The 13520-nt window shown below is 67.0% G+C and carries 14 protein-coding genes; 5 read left to right on the top strand and 9 right to left on the bottom strand.

Going from position 1 to position 13520, the window contains the following annotated elements:
- Window positions 1-23 precede the first annotated feature (23 nt).
- The 3 genes from ACFC25_RS00925 to ACFC25_RS00915 are packed head-to-tail and all read left to right on the top strand — an operon-like array spanning window position 24 to window position 3052.
- A complete protein-coding gene (locus ACFC25_RS00925; RefSeq protein ID WP_376043258.1) occupies window positions 24-1109 on the top strand; it encodes a YgfZ/GcvT domain-containing protein in 1086 nt (361 codons plus the stop codon).
- The gene (locus ACFC25_RS00920) at window positions 1106-1531 is read left to right on the top strand and encodes an ankyrin repeat domain-containing protein (protein ID WP_376043255.1); all 426 of its coding nucleotides are present in this window, start codon (window positions 1106-1108) and stop codon (window positions 1529-1531) included. Before ACFC25_RS00925 ends, ACFC25_RS00920 begins: the two co-directional genes overlap by 4 nt.
- 3 nt (window positions 1532-1534) lie before the next feature.
- Window positions 1535-3052 (top strand): DHA2 family efflux MFS transporter permease subunit, encoded by a 1518-nt coding sequence (locus ACFC25_RS00915; protein WP_376043252.1) that lies wholly within the window; start codon window positions 1535-1537, stop codon window positions 3050-3052.
- Window positions 3053-3075: 23 nt separating this feature from the next.
- Here ACFC25_RS00915 and ACFC25_RS00910 read toward each other — a convergent pair whose 3' ends face one another.
- The 9 genes from ACFC25_RS00910 to ACFC25_RS00870 all read right to left on the bottom strand — a co-directional run bounded on the left by ACFC25_RS00910 (window position 3076) and on the right by ACFC25_RS00870 (window position 11176).
- Entirely contained in the window at window positions 3076-3792 is a 717-nt protein-coding gene (locus ACFC25_RS00910; protein WP_376043250.1) for a GNAT family N-acetyltransferase, read from the bottom strand.
- Between the two features lie 102 nt (window positions 3793-3894).
- On the bottom strand, window positions 3895-4920 hold the full coding sequence (locus ACFC25_RS00905; RefSeq protein ID WP_337346847.1) for an ATP-dependent 6-phosphofructokinase: 1026 nt from the start codon (window positions 4918-4920) through the stop codon (window positions 3895-3897).
- Window positions 4921-5018: 98 nt separating this feature from the next.
- Window positions 5019-5651 (bottom strand): response regulator, encoded by a 633-nt coding sequence (locus ACFC25_RS00900; RefSeq protein WP_376043247.1) that lies wholly within the window; start codon window positions 5649-5651, stop codon window positions 5019-5021.
- The gene (locus ACFC25_RS00895) at window positions 5648-6964 is read right to left on the bottom strand and encodes a sensor histidine kinase (RefSeq protein WP_376043244.1); all 1317 of its coding nucleotides are present in this window, start codon (window positions 6962-6964) and stop codon (window positions 5648-5650) included. The genes ACFC25_RS00900 and ACFC25_RS00895 overlap by 4 nt, the downstream gene beginning before the upstream one ends.
- Before the next feature lie 58 nt (window positions 6965-7022).
- Window positions 7023-7889 carry an ABC transporter permease gene (locus tag ACFC25_RS00890; protein ID WP_376043241.1) on the bottom strand — a complete coding sequence of 289 codons (867 nt, stop codon included), beginning with the start codon at window positions 7887-7889 and terminating at the stop codon, window positions 7023-7025.
- Window positions 7886-8863, bottom strand: coding sequence for an ABC transporter ATP-binding protein (locus ACFC25_RS00885; RefSeq protein WP_376043238.1), 978 nt, complete (start codon window positions 8861-8863; stop codon window positions 7886-7888). The genes ACFC25_RS00890 and ACFC25_RS00885 overlap by 4 nt, the downstream gene beginning before the upstream one ends.
- A 188-nt stretch (window positions 8864-9051) precedes the next feature.
- Window positions 9052-9309 carry a PspC domain-containing protein gene (locus tag ACFC25_RS00880; RefSeq protein WP_337346852.1) on the bottom strand — a complete coding sequence of 86 codons (258 nt, stop codon included), beginning with the start codon at window positions 9307-9309 and terminating at the stop codon, window positions 9052-9054.
- A 3-nt stretch (window positions 9310-9312) separates the two neighbouring features.
- Window positions 9313-9603, bottom strand: a complete 291-nt coding sequence (locus ACFC25_RS00875) for a hypothetical protein (RefSeq protein WP_376043234.1) — start codon at window positions 9601-9603, stop codon at window positions 9313-9315.
- A 1-nt stretch (window position 9604) separates the two neighbouring features.
- Window positions 9605-11176: a PspC domain-containing protein gene (locus ACFC25_RS00870; RefSeq protein WP_376043231.1), complete on the bottom strand. Its 1572-nt coding sequence runs from the start codon at window positions 11174-11176 to the stop codon at window positions 9605-9607.
- 124 nt (window positions 11177-11300) lie between these two features.
- Between ACFC25_RS00870 and ACFC25_RS00865 the strand changes: the two genes are divergently transcribed.
- Window positions 11301-12779, top strand: coding sequence for a PspC domain-containing protein (locus ACFC25_RS00865; protein ID WP_376043228.1), 1479 nt, complete (start codon window positions 11301-11303; stop codon window positions 12777-12779).
- Window positions 12776-13459 (top strand): response regulator transcription factor, encoded by a 684-nt coding sequence (locus ACFC25_RS00860; protein ID WP_337346856.1) that lies wholly within the window; start codon window positions 12776-12778, stop codon window positions 13457-13459. The genes ACFC25_RS00865 and ACFC25_RS00860 overlap by 4 nt, the downstream gene beginning before the upstream one ends.
- Window positions 13460-13520 lie beyond the last annotated feature (61 nt).

Raw genomic sequence — 13520 nt, 5'->3', positions numbered from 1 at the left:
TGACCAAAGGACGTTGCCCCAGTATGACTACTCCCAGCCCACTGCTGTCGCGCCCTGGTGCCGTCGAGGGCGCCGGCGCGGACGCCGGCGTCGCAGCCCACTACGGTGAGCCCCTGCGCGAGCAGCGCGCCCTCGCAGCCGGCACCGCCGTCGTCGACCTCTCCCACCGCGGCGTGGTGACTGTCAGTGGCCCGGACCGGCTGTCCTGGCTGAACACCCTGTCCTCGCAGCAGGTCACGGGCCTGCAGCCCGGGGACTCAAGCGAACTGCTCCTGCTGAGCGTCCAGGGCCGGATTGAGTTTGACGCCCGGGTGGTGGACGACGGCGGGACCACCTGGCTGATCGTTGAGGCCGCCGAGGCCGGGCCGCTGGCGGAATGGCTGAACAGGATGAAGTTCATGCTGCGCGTAGAAATTAACGACGTCTCTTCAGACTGGGCAGTACTCGGCTCCACGCAGGAAGTGCTGGAATGGTCAGGCCTGCAGGCCTGGCGGGATCCCTGGCCCCAGGTAGGCGTCGGCGGTTACTCCTACGCGGTGGTTCCCGAAGACAGGCACCCCGGCCTGGAACGCCCTTGGTTCGAGTACCTTGTGCCAGCCGCTGAGCTGGAGCAGACGGTGGGGGACCGGCCGCTCGCGGGCGTGTTGGCAGCAGAAGCCCTCCGCATTGCGGCCTGGCGTCCCCGGCTGGGCGCAGAAACCGATGACAAGACCATTCCGCACGAACTGGACCTCCTCCGCACCGCGGTGCACCTGGCCAAGGGCTGCTACAAGGGCCAGGAGACCATCGCCCGCGTGCACAACCTGGGCCACCCGCCGCGCCGCCTCGTCTTCCTCCAGCTGGACGGGTCGCAGCACACCATGCCCGCGCCCGGCAGCCAGGTCCTGCTGGGCGAGCGGAAGGTAGGCACGGTAACCTCCGTGGCCCAGCACTATGAAATGGGCCCGGTGGCACTGGCCGTCATTAAGCGGTCCGTTGCCCCCGATGAAATACTGACGGTAATGGACGGCGAGGAACCATACACCGCCGCCCAGGAAGTGATTGTCGCCCCCGACGCCGGCCAGGTAGTGGGGCGCCCGACAGGATTCCTGAGGGGGACCCGCTCATGACAGAAAACACTGCACCCGGCCCGGCAACGTCCGGCGCGACCGCACCTGACGACGAAACGCTGGAGCTCGCGCACAAGCTGTTCCAGGCAGCCAGGGAGGGCGACACCGGGCTCCTGCGCGGCTACCTGAGCGCGGGCGCGCCTGCCACCATGACCAACGCCGCCGGGGATTCCCTGCTTATGCTTGCCGCTTACCACGGCCATGCGGACACAGTACAGCTGATCCTGGAGCACGGGGCCGAGGCGGACACCGCCAATGACCGCGGCCAGACGCCGCTGGCCGGTGCGGCGTTCAAGGGTTACGCGGACGTCGCCCGGGTCCTGCTGGAGGCAGGAGCCGATCCCGACGCCGGCACGCCGTCGGCCCGGGCGGCAGCGCAGATGTTCGCCCGCACGGAGATCCTTGACCTGCTGGGCAACTGACGCTTGGAAAACGTAGCACGGCCCTGGCCAGCCCTGTGGTCGCTGGTGATCGGGTTCTTTATGATCCTGATCGACACCACCATCGTCTCGGTGGCCAACCCCAGCATCATGGAGGGGCTGGGAACGGACATCAACGCCGTCATCTGGGTGACCAGCGCCTACCTTCTCGCCTACGCCGTGCCGTTGCTGATCACGGGCAGGCTGGGTGACCGGTTCGGCCCCAAGAAGCTGTACCTCCTGGGCCTGGTGGTCTTCACGATGGCATCCCTGTGGTGCGGACTGTCCGGCGATGTCCAGTCCCTCATTACTGCCCGCGTCCTGCAAGGCCTGGGCGCTGCCATGATGACGCCGCAGACCATGGCCGTCATCACCCGGATCTTCCCGCCTGACCGCCGCGGTGCAGCCATGGGGCTCTGGGGAGCGACCGCCGGCATGGCCACGTTGGTAGGCCCCATCCTCGGGGGTGTCCTCGTGGACAGCCTCGGCTGGGAGTGGATCTTCTTCATCAACGTCCCGGTCGGCATCGTGGGCTTCATCCTCGCCTGGCGCTTCGTCCCGTCCCTCAGTACCCATCCGCACCGGTTCGACATTCCCGGCGTGCTGCTCAGCGCCGTCGGACTTTTCCTGCTTGTCTTCGGCATCCAGGAGGGCGAGACCTATAACTGGGGTACCATCGCCGGACCCGTGAGCGTCTGGGGCCTGATCATCTCCGGCCTGGTGGTGCTTGCCGGCTTCATCGCCTGGCAGCGCTACAACAAGGGTGAGCCGCTCCTGCCGCTGGACCTGTTCCGTGACCGCAACTTCTCGCTGGCGAACATCGGGATCACCACGGTGGGGTTCACGGTGACCGCCTTCGGCTTGCCGCTGATCTTCTATTACCAGATGGTCCGGGGCATGACGCCCACCCAGTCAGCCCTGATGATGGTGCCCATGGCGCTGATTTCCGGCGGACTCGCCCCGGTGGTTGGCCGGATCATCGACCGCGTCAATCCCAAATACATCACGTCCGGCGGCTTGGTCCTGATGGCCGTTGCCTTGGCGTGGAACTCGGTCCTGATGCACCCGGACACGCCCGTCCTGCTGTTCCTCCTGCCCAGTGCCGTGCTGGGTTTCGCCAACGCCGGCATCTGGGCTCCCTTGAGTTCGACGGCGACGCGGAACCTTCCGCCGCGGCAGGCCGGTGCGGGCTCGGGCGTCTACAACACCACGCGCCAGATCGGGGCCGTGCTGGGCAGCGCGGCCATCGCTGTGCTGATCCAGGCGCGCCTCGCGGCGGAACTTCCTGCCGGGGGACCCGGGACGGACAACATGGAATTCTCAGGCCGGCTCCCGGAATCCCTCCATGAGGGATTCTCGACGGCGATGGGCCAGTCCATCCTGCTGCCGGCAGCCGTGATCCTCGTCGGGGCGGCGGTGGCCCTGTTCTTCGCCAAACCCAAGGCTGTGCACGGCTGGAGCGCGCCGCAGGCTGCTGCCGCGGACACGCCAGGCGCTGCGGCGGAGGGCGCTGCCCGGCCATAGCCCTTCGCCGGGCAGCGCCGGGATCAGCCCAGGTGCACGCTGGTCTGGATTCCGCCGGTGGACAGCCCGAGCTTTCGGGCCAGGGCCACGCAGCCGGTGTTGCTGACTTCGGCACGCCATTGGACGGTGAGTCCTGCCGCGAGCGCCTCGTGCGCTGCAATGGAGGCAGCCAGCGACCCGAGCCCCCGGCGCCGCCATTCCGGATCCACCAGCACTCCGAGGTGGCCCAGCAGGCCCTCCCACTCCGAGTAGGCGCCGCACGCCACCGGGACCCGCCGGCCGTCCACATCATGGACGATCGTGTACCGGTTTTCCAGGTCCGAGAGCCCCACTTCGTTGACATCGTCCGGCGGGCACAGCCCCTCGAGCTCGATCGCCTCCGGGTTGCCGTGGGACACGGTCAAATCCTCGGAAGGTTGCTTCAGGGGCAGGTCGTCGGCGAAAAATAGGGCTGCGGCCCCAAGGCCGTGGCCTCCATGGGAGCGGGTCAGGGTCAGCAGCGTGACATGCTGGGCCATTTCCTCGTCCGGGATGCCGGCGGCTGCGTCAATGACCCACTGCGGGCCCACCAGCGCCGAGCTGCCGAAAAGCCGGACGAACTCCACTGTCCGGACCGAGTCGTCGGCCCTGACAATCCGCTCGCCGGAGGCAAGGGACGCAGCGAACGCGTCGTCGTCGAGCCCCAGGCGCCTGGCCCACGCGAGCTGGATGATGGCAGCGGAACCGGGGTCAAGAGTCATGTGCCCAGCCTACCCAGCACAGTGAAGCGCGAACGTACAGTCACGGCCCCGCGTCGAAAGGGGGCGGTAACTGTACGTCCGCGCTGGTCCGTGCCGCTTGGCTCAGCCGAACAGGACAGCGGCCTCGTCGTAGCGGTTCTGCGGTACGGTCTTCAACTGGCCCAGCGCTTCGGCGAAGCCGACGTGCTGGATGTCGGTGCCCTTGAGTGCCACCATGGTGCCCCAGTAGCCTTCCACCACGGAGTCGATGGCCGCCATGCCCAGCCGGGTGGCCAGGACGCGGTCGAAGGCGGACGGCACACCGCCGCGCTGGATGTGGCCGAGGATCGTGGCGCGGGTCTCGATGCCGGTGCGCGCCTCAAGCTCGGGCGCCAGTTGGTCCGCGATGCCGCCCAGCCGGGGCCGTCCGAAGGTATCAAGGCCGCGTTCGGAGTGGGGCGATTCCATGTGGTCCGGCACGAAGCCCTCTGCCACCACCACGAGGGGCGCACGGCCACGGTCGTGGGCCTCCTGCACCCATTCGGTGATCTGTTCGATACTGACCTTCTGCTCCGGGATCAGGATGGCATGCGCACCGGCTGCCATGCCGGCGTGAAGGGCGATCCACCCTACGTGGCGGCCCATCACTTCGGCGATCATGCAGCGGTGGTGCGATTCGCCGGTGGTGCGCAGCCTGTCGATGGCTTCGGTGGCGATCTGGACGGCGGTATCAAATCCGAAGGTGTAGTCGGTGGCGTCGAGGTCGTTGTCGACAGTCTTGGGGACACCCACGATCTTCAGTCCGGCGTCGGTGAGGCGCTTGGCGGCAGCGAGCGTTCCCTCACCGCCGATGGCGATGATTGCATCGATGCCCATCCGGTCCATGTGGGCCTTGATGACTTCCGGGCCTCCGCCGTTCTCGAACGGGTTGGTGCGGGAAGTACCCAGGATGGTGCCGCCCTGCTTGGCGATGCCGCGGACCATGGTGCGGGGGATATCGATGATGTCGCCTTCAACGACGCCTCGCCAGCCGTCCAGGAATCCCACGAATTCGTGGCCGTGGATGGCGATGCCCTTCAGGACGGCTCCGCGGATGACGGCGTTCAATCCGGGGCAGTCGCCACCGCTGGTAAGAATTCCAATTTTCATGTCTCGGCTCAAATCCTGGTGTGAAGGTTTACAGGCAGAGCGCCACGCTGAGCTCACCCTAGATTCTAGTGGGCGGTGTGGGGTACGACACAAACTGGTTACAAAAGGCCCCGCTCCATGGCGACGACCACAGCCCGGGTCCTGTCGTCCACGTCCAGTTTGTTGAAGACCCTCAGGAGGTGGGTCTTAACCGTCGCTTCGGCGATGTGCAGCCGCGCGGCCACCTCGGGGTTGCTCAGCCCCTGGGCTACGCAACGGAGGACCTCCACCTCCCTGGCGGTCAGCCGGGGCAGTTCCGGGGACCGCATCCGGGAGACCAGCCTGGCCGCAACCGGCGGCGCCAGGACGGTCTCACCACGCGCCGCGGCGCGGACGGCCTCGATGATCCGGTCCCCGGGCGTGTCCTTGAGCAGGTATCCCACCGCGCCCGACTCCACTGCGCGCATGATGTCGGAGTCGTCGTCGTACGTTGTGAGGACCAGCACCTTGGTGCCAGGGAACCGGTCCCGGATCTGTTCCGTGGCGCCGGCGCCGTCCAGGACGGGCATCCGCAGGTCCATCAGCACAACGTCCGGCCGCAGGCGGCTGACGGCGTCCACCGCCTCCTGCCCGTTGGCGGCGTCAGCCACCACGTCAATGCCGGCAGCGGTGTCAAGAAGGGCGGCAAGGCCGCTCCGCACTACGGGGTGGTCGTCGGCCAGGACTACCGTGACCGTTCCGGCGGCGTTCATGCCCCGGCTCCCGGTGTGTGCGACCGTGGACGCAGGTCCGCGTCGCTGGGCTCCTGTGCCGCCGCCTCATCACGCTGGGGTCCACTTGCCAGGGCGGCTGGCCCCGCCGTCGGGACGACTGCCACCAGCCGGGTGCCGCCGGACGATGAAGTCACCTGCAGCCGGCCGCCGATTTCGGCCAGCCGGGCCGCCATGGACCGCAAGCCGAACCCTTCGTGGTCAGCCGAGGGGTCAAATCCGTGCCCGTTGTCCGTCACAGTCAGCCGCAGCAAGGGTGGATCTCCTGCCGGGACGTCCACGACCAGCTCCGCGGTTGTCGCTCCGGAATGCCTCCGGACATTGTTTAGTGCTTCCTGGGCCGTCCGAAGGAGGGCAACCTGCTGCGTGGACGGGAGCGGCGGCAGGTGGTCCGGCAGGGCCACGTTGAGCCGCATGCTGTCCAGGTGCAGGGTGTCCGGAAGGCGCCGCAGTGCGGCCAGCAGGTCGCCGCCCTGGACGTCGGACGGGACGCCCGAAGCCACCAGGGCACGGGCCTCGGCCAGGCTTTCCCGGGCGGTCTGGGAGATGGCCGAGAGGCTCCGGAGCAGTCCCGTTGGATCCTGCGGTTGTGTTCTGAGCTGGGCCTGTGCGGCTTCGGACAGCATGGCGATGGAGGTAAAGCCCTGTGCCAGGGTGTCGTGGATTTCCCGTGCCATCCGTTCCCGCTCAGCCAGTGCCCCGCGTGCCTGCTCGGCAACGTCGAGCTCATGGCGTGTTGCGTCAAGTTCGGCCAGCAGTTCGGCCCGCTGTTCGCTCTGTTCGATGACTTTGGAGATCCAGAGTCCAATCATGCAGCTGGCCACGAACGACGTCACCAGCTGGGCCGTAATGCCGTAGACCTCCGTGCCGCTCAGCCCCCAGCGGCTGACTTGCCCAACGGCCACGCCCACGCAGAGCAGGGCCGTGGCAGCCACGCCCTGGCGCTGCGTGCCTGTAAACATCCAGACCTGGGGGAAAGCCACAAACAGCAGGACGCCTGCGCCGTCGTACACGAACGAGAGGAGCACAACGACCGTCACGAGGAGCGCCACATAAATGGTGGGGCGTGCCGTCCGGAGATCCCTGGTGCGGGTGAGGAACGGATAGGCAATGCCCAGCAGCAACAGCGATCCAATCACCAGCGGCGTCGCTGAATCCCGCCCATCGCCAAAGAGCGCGAAGTAGGACACGCTGGCCAGAGCGGCGTAGAAACCCGCGTGCCACCAGAGCATGGAAGTGGTCCATACCGAGCGGGCGGGCAGCAGCCGCTCGGTCCGTCCGCTGATATAGCTCATGGGTGCACCCTATCGGCGCGACGGCGGGCAACCAAGATCGCTCCCGCCGCCGGTCCGGTTACTTCTGTGGCGGCCACTTGAACGCCAGCCTTGCCAGGACCGTACCGGCCGCCACCCAGATACCCAGTACGAGGAACGTCAGCGGCAGGTTGTACGTTGCTCCCGGCTCCACGGCCTCAAAACCGGCAGGCAGGAAGACGGACCGGAAGGCGCTCGCCGTCCACCGCAGGGGGAAGAAATTGCTGATGGACTGCAGCCAGTCCGGAAGCTGGGAGAACGGGAAGTACACCCCGGAGGTGAAGGACAGCAGCAGTACCGGCAGGACCGCGAGCGTCGAGGCGCTCTGGGCGGACTTGGGCAGGGCCGTGAAGGCTATCGCCACGGTGGCCCAGGCGGCCGTGGCGAGGACCATCAGCAGCGCCACGAGGCCCCACTGCCCTGCCTCCCGGGGGAGCGGCACGTCAAACAGGACTGTGGCCGCCAGCAGCAGGAGGGCGGTCTGGGCCACGATCAGGTAGAGCGTCTGGCCCGTCTTTCCGATGAAGTAGGAGGCGGCCGGCAACGGGGTCCCTGCAAGCCTCTTCACTGTGCCGTTGAAACGCTCGGTTGCCACATAGCTGCTGAGGTTCTGGAAGCCGCTGAGGATGGTGCTCAGGGCCAGCATGCCTGGCAGGTAATAGTGCGCCGGGGTGATGCCGCCCTGCCCGTTCGGATCCGCCCCGAAGACCGGTTCATCACCGAACACTGTGCCAAAAAGGGACATCATCAGGATCGGGAAAAACAGCACGAGGACCAGTGACAGCACATCCCGGTTAAATAGCTTGATCTCCAGCAGGATCCGGCCAACCCCCAGGCGCAGGACTGAGGGACGCCAGGCCGGGCGGCCGGCTACTGGACCGGCGGATGCCGGCAATGCGGTGCTCATCGGAGGGCTCCTGTCCTGGAATGTGTTGCCTTGCCCGGCGGTATCGCTTGGTCTGGCGAAGGTTCGCTGTGGTCCGGACGCCCGGCCTCATCGGCGGCGCCGATGAGTTGGAGATAGATGTCCTCGAGGCTGGGACGGACGACGGCGAGCTCCGCCGGCTCGGTTGCGCCGCCGTCGGACAGAGTGTGGACCAGCGCCGCGGGGTGCTGGGTCACCACTTCACGCAGGCCCGAGGCATCCCGCCAACGGACCCGCGGCACGCGGAGGCCGGGGCCTCCGATGTCCGCCGGGCTGCCTTCGGCGATCATCCGGCCGTGGTTTATCACGCCGATCCGGTCCGCCAATTGCTCGGCCTCGTCAAGGTAATGGGTGGTGAGCACAATGGTGGTGCCACCCTTGCTCAGCCGGCGGATAAGATCCCAAAACTGCCTCCGGGCCTCGGGATCGAATCCTGTGGTGGGTTCATCCAGGAACAGGACTTCGGGGTTGCCGATAATCCCGAGGGCAACATCAAGGCGTCGCCGCTGACCGCCCGACAGGGTGGAGATACGGACACCGCCTTTGCCCCCGAGGCCCACCGCTTCGATGACCTCATCCACCTTGCGGGGCGCGGGGAAACAGGCAGCCAGGGACCGAAGTGCCTCAGAGACCCGAAGTTCCCCGGAATCGGTAGCTTCCTGGAGGACGATCCCGATCCGGGCACGGAAAGCTGGGTGGGCCTTCCATGGCCGCGTGCCCAGGACGCTCACTTCGCCGCCGTCCGGTTTCCGGTGTCCTTCAAGCATCTCGATCGTGGTGGACTTGCCCGCCCCGTTCGGACCTAGGAGGGCGTACGTTTCGCCGGTCCGGATGGCGAGGTCCAGATGGTCCACTGCAGTGAGGATGCCGCCTTTGGGCAACCTGTACGACTTGTTGAGGCCGCGGACGGTGATGGCATCAGGGGAGCGCCGCTCCGGGCCGGTTGAAGAGTTCATGCTTCCAGCGTGGCAGTCGGGGGCCAGCTGCCAACAGGTCCGGCCGGTTGAATCCTGTGTCCACCGGCCGGTGGACACAGGAAGGGAATCGCGTGTGCAGGAATCGCACGTACAGCCGGCACCGGAAAGGCCCCCGTCCGCGGAGTTCCCATGGTGGGTGCTCGCGGACGGGGGCCCGTTTGGAAGGGTCAGGATCCGTTAATGGACCGGCGGTCCAGGAAGGTCTGCAGCGGGATGGAATTCCGCTGGTCCGGAAGGATGAGCCACGCCGCGACGTAGAAGACCACGGCGGGTCCGGGGAGGAGGCAGAAGACCAGGAACGCGATCCGGACAAAGGCCACATCCACGTTGAGCTTGGCCGCTATTCCTCCGCACACGCCGCCCAGCCAGCGCTCGGGACCGCGTTTCAGGCCGAAGCCCCTGACGATGCTGAAAAACTTGTCCATGGTTCAAGACTTCCCTGTTGTGGGCTCGTTGTCACGTTTCCGTGCCGAGAGCAGCCCGCCAACCACCAACGCGGCACCGGCTCCGATCATGAGGCCGATCAGCACGTAGGTTCCGTTCAGGGTAACGACTCCCAGTTGGGCGATGATGATCAGGACGGCCAGTGCCAGGACCACGAGGCCCCAGACCACGGTTCCCACCCTGGTAGTTGCGGGGGCAGTGGGTTCTGTCCTGGCGGACTCCGCCGTCGGCGTTTCCTTGGTGTATGAATCCGGTGCCGGATCAACGTTGCTCATGTCAGTTTCCTTCCTGGATGGTGACGTTGCTGAAGGTGCCGTCAATCTCGACCACCAGGCGGGCGCCGGGGAGGTCGGTGTTGTAGCTGCTCTCACGGGTGGTGATGCCGCTGCGGTCGTTGGCGCCGTCGTGGATGTTGCCCATAGTCATGTCGGCCTTGACATCCACGGGGACGTCATCGGGGATAACCACGGTGACGTTGCTGGCGGTGATGTCCAGGGGAACAACGACGTCGGATGTCAGTGGGGCAGCCACGCCCAGGTCAGTGAGGTCAACAGTCCCGCGGCCGGCGGTGACGTCGAGTCCGTCCCTGGCCTGTTCGATGCTGGTGGGTGTCCAGTCAACCTGGGTGAAGCGGACCCTGTCGCCGTTGCCCACCACGTTGAAGATGCCGCCGATGATCAGCGCAACCACGGCAAAGAAGCCGAGGATCCCTGAGGTCCTCCCGCGCAGGCCAGCGAGGAGGATGCCGAGGCCCAGGACCGCTGCGGCGCTGGCCCAGACGATGGCGTTCGCGGAGTCGCCGAGGTTGATCACGTTGCCGGCGTCCAGGGCCTTGAGCCCGCCGCCGACCAGCAATGCTGTTCCGGCGGTGATTGCCACAGCAGGTGCACCAGGGCCGCCGGGGCGGACCTTGGCCGGGTGCGCCGGTCCCTGGGGCTGCTGGTAACCGCCGCCATAATTGCCGCCACCGTAGTTGCCTCCACCGGGGAATCCGCCGCTGCCATAGGGCGGGGTGGGGCCGGAAGGTGGCATCGGCGTATAGGGAGGGGTCCCGGCGGAACCGGAACCGGTATCCGTCGTCGAGTATGGCGAGGTGTACGGGGCGGTGGGGTATGCGGCCGCGAAGGCGGCACTTCCGTCGGCGCCGGCCGGCTGCGGTGTGGCGTTCATGGGAGCTCCATTCCGGACCTTGTTGCGTTGGGTCAGGTAGTAAATGAGGTAGATGGCGCCACCTACCCAGAAGACCGTCCAGACGAATCCGCCGAAGCCGTTGCGGCTCCAGCCCCAGAAGCCGCCGCCGAGCCCGGTGAGGCCCACAACGGTGGTGATCAAGGCACCGGTCATGCCGGTGGACCACCGGCCGGCACCGGCTTCCTGGACGTGGATCCGGCCGTCAGGTTCGGGGAGGAACGCCCACGCGAGGCCGTAGAGAAGGACGCCGATTCCGGCGAAAAGCGTGAGGACGATGAAGATGCCTCGCACAATCAGGGGGTCGATGCCCATCCGGTAGGCGATGCCGCTGGAGACACCGCCGATCCAGCGGTCCCGTCCGCGCTGGATGCCGTGGCTCCGGATCCAGGGGAAGAAATCGGTGGACTGGGCAGGTGGTTTGGCGCCGGCGTACTGGCCAGACGGCTGGCCTTGGTAGGGGCCGGCGTACGGTCCGGCGTAGGGTCCGGACTGCTCGCCGTAAGGTGGTTGCTCCGGCGCGTCCTGTGACGGGGAGGGCTGCGAATCCTGCGTGCTTTCCGTCCCAGGCATCAGTGGCTCGGTAGGGTGTTCGGTTCCGCGGGGCGGGAGTGGCTCGGTAGGGTGTTCGTCATCTGGGGTGGGGGTCTGCGAGTTCATACTTCGATCCTGCCGTCCGGCGCCGCCCCGCTCTACTGGGGAACACCCTGAGCCGTCCCTGAGATACCCCCGGTTCGGGCCCGAATCGGGTCCGGGGAACCCTGATCCGTGTTTGGATTGACACATGAGCACAGCCTTTACCCGCCCACCGCTGGTCCGCAGCAGCGACCGCATCATTGCGGGCGTGTGCTCCGGCCTCGCGGCGCATCTGGGCTGGCCGGTGAAGACCGTCAGGATCGGCATGGCGCTCGCAACCTTGGCCGGCGGTGCCGGACTGGCCTTCTACGCGTGGCTCTGGATCATGGTCCCTACTGCTGACGAAAGCGCTCGGCGCAACGCCAGGCGTCCGGCGTCGCCCATTGCCCCGGCGGTGAGTCTTGATCCGGCTTTCAGCGCCCGGCCGACCACGGCGCGGGCACAGCCTGCCGGCCACTCAGCCACGGGTGCTGCACTGCGCGGAACGCACGATGCCGGAGCTTCCGCCCCGGCCGCCGCGGGCGGCGCCGCTGCCAATGGTCCGGCTGCCTACAGCGCAGCGTGGTCGGCCGAGCCTTTGCCCCGCTACGGCCCGGCCACGACAGGTTACGGTGCGGCTGTGCGCCCGCCGTGGTTCCGGGTCCGCAGCATGCGGTACGGCAAGGAGGTCCTGCTGGGAGCCGGACTCCTCCTGGTGGCGGGCATCCTGATCGCGCAGCTCCTGGGTGTCGACGTACCCCTCGGGACGCTCATTCCTGCCGCGGCCGTGCTGGGAGGCGCTGCCATCGCCTGGATGCAGCTCGACGAGACCCGCCGCGCGGGGCTCTTGGACAAAACCAAGGCCGACCAGGCCGGTGGCTGGGCACGGCTGGCAGCAGGATTGGCCTTGGTGGTGGCCGGCGTGCTGGTGATGGTGTCCGGTTCAGGATCATGGGAACAGACGTGGCTGGCGCTGCTTGCTTCGGTGGCGGTACTGGGCGGAGTGGTGCTGGTGCTGCTTCCCTGGGCACTCAAATTTTGGCGGGACCTGGAATCTGAGCGTGCCGGCAGGGTCCGCGAAACCGAACGCGCAGAGATCGCGGCCCACCTGCACGACTCCGTACTGCAGACCCTCGCCCTGATCCAGCGCCGTGCCGGCAACGAACACGATGTCGTCCGCCTCGCCCGGGCCCAGGAGCGTGAACTCCGGGGCTGGCTGTTCCAGGACCCGGGCCGGGACGCAGGGCAGCTCTCTGAACGGATCAAGGCAACGGCGGCCGAGGTGGAGGACTTCCTGGGCAACGCCGTTGAAGTGGTGAGCGTAGGGGACACGGCCATGACCGAAGCCCACGAGGCCCTCGTCCAGGCCAGCCGGGAGGCGATGCTGAACGCCTCCCGGCACGGCGGCGGCTCTGTGTCCGTGTACCTTGAAGTCTCTGACGGCCGTGCCGAAGTCTTCGTCAAGGACCGTGGTCCCGGATTCGAACTCAACGATGTGCCCGAGGACAGGCTGGGAGTCAGGGAATCGATCATCGGACGCATGAAGCGCCATGGCGGGACCGCCTCCATCATCAGTACACCGGACGGTACTGAAGTGCGGCTTGGCCTGCCGGCGCTCCAAACGGACAACGCGGAAGGGAAATCATGAACAACGCACAGGCGACCGGACCCATTCGCCCCGCCCAGCCGGTCCGCGTGGTGATCGTGGATGACCACGCCATTTTCCGCTCAGGCCTCAAGGCTGACCTTGACGCGAGCATCCAGGTGGTGGGCGAGGCCGCCACAGTGGAGCAGGCCATTGCGGTGATCGCCCAGGAACGTCCGGAAGTGGTCCTCCTGGACGTGCACCTGCCCGGCGGCCTCGGCGGCGGCGGGCGTGAAGTCATTGCCGGCTCAGCAGCGCTCCTGGGCACCACGAAGTTCCTTGCCCTCAGTGTCTCGGACGCCGCGGAGGACGTGGTGGCTGTCATCCGGGCGGGAGCGCGGGGGTACGTCACCAAGACGATCTCCGGTGCCGAGATCACCGACGCCGTGTTCCGGGTGGCAGGCGGGGACGCCGTGTTCTCGCCCCGGCTGGCAGGTTTTGTGCTGGATGCCTTCGGTACTGCCCCGGCGGACATTGCCGACGACGAACTGGACAGGCTTTCTGCCCGCGAACTGGAAGTCATGCGCCTGATTGCCCGCGGCTACAGCTACAAGGAAGTGGCTAAGGAGCTGTTCATCAGCATCAAGACCGTGGAAACGCACGTGTCGGCCGTGCTGCGCAAACTCCAGCTCTCCAGCCGGCACGAGCTCACCAAATGGGCCGCCGAACGCCGCCTCCTCTAACCCAAAGATGCGCTATCACTTGTGGTCCCTATAAGCCTTGATAAGGGACCACAAGTGATAG

The sequence above is a fragment of the Pseudarthrobacter sp. NPDC055928 genome (assembly GCF_042270935.1).
Taxonomy (GTDB): Bacteria; Actinomycetota; Actinomycetes; order Actinomycetales; family Micrococcaceae; genus Arthrobacter.
The sequence above is the reverse complement of the archived record's forward strand: the minus strand, read 5'-3'. Positions and strand labels throughout refer to the sequence as shown.

Bases quoted from the DNA above. Each gene is read 5' to 3' on its own strand.
- ACFC25_RS00920 (WP_376043255.1), top strand. From the start codon at position 1,106: ATGACAGAAAACACTGCACCCGGCCCGGCAACGTCCGGCGCGACCGCA.
- ACFC25_RS00865 (WP_376043228.1), top strand. From the start codon at position 11,301: ATGAGCACAGCCTTTACCCGCCCACCGCTGGTCCGCAGCAGCGACCGC.
- ACFC25_RS00885 (WP_376043238.1), bottom strand. From the start codon at position 8,863: ATGAACTCTTCAACCGGCCCGGAGCGGCGCTCCCCTGATGCCATCACC.
- ACFC25_RS00925 (WP_376043258.1), top strand. From the start codon at position 24: ATGACTACTCCCAGCCCACTGCTGTCGCGCCCTGGTGCCGTCGAGGGC.
- ACFC25_RS00860 (WP_337346856.1), top strand. From the start codon at position 12,776: ATGAACAACGCACAGGCGACCGGACCCATTCGCCCCGCCCAGCCGGTC.
- ACFC25_RS00880 (WP_337346852.1), bottom strand. From the start codon at position 9,309: ATGGACAAGTTTTTCAGCATCGTCAGGGGCTTCGGCCTGAAACGCGGT.
- ACFC25_RS00890 (WP_376043241.1), bottom strand. From the start codon at position 7,889: ATGAGCACCGCATTGCCGGCATCCGCCGGTCCAGTAGCCGGCCGCCCG.
- ACFC25_RS00905 (WP_337346847.1), bottom strand. From the start codon at position 4,920: ATGAAAATTGGAATTCTTACCAGCGGTGGCGACTGCCCCGGATTGAAC.
- ACFC25_RS00870 (WP_376043231.1), bottom strand. From the start codon at position 11,176: ATGAACTCGCAGACCCCCACCCCAGATGACGAACACCCTACCGAGCCA.
- ACFC25_RS00875 (WP_376043234.1), bottom strand. From the start codon at position 9,603: ATGAGCAACGTTGATCCGGCACCGGATTCATACACCAAGGAAACGCCG.
- ACFC25_RS00910 (WP_376043250.1), bottom strand. From the start codon at position 3,792: ATGACTCTTGACCCCGGTTCCGCTGCCATCATCCAGCTCGCGTGGGCC.
- ACFC25_RS00900 (WP_376043247.1), bottom strand. From the start codon at position 5,651: ATGAACGCCGCCGGAACGGTCACGGTAGTCCTGGCCGACGACCACCCC.
- ACFC25_RS00895 (WP_376043244.1), bottom strand. From the start codon at position 6,964: ATGAGCTATATCAGCGGACGGACCGAGCGGCTGCTGCCCGCCCGCTCG.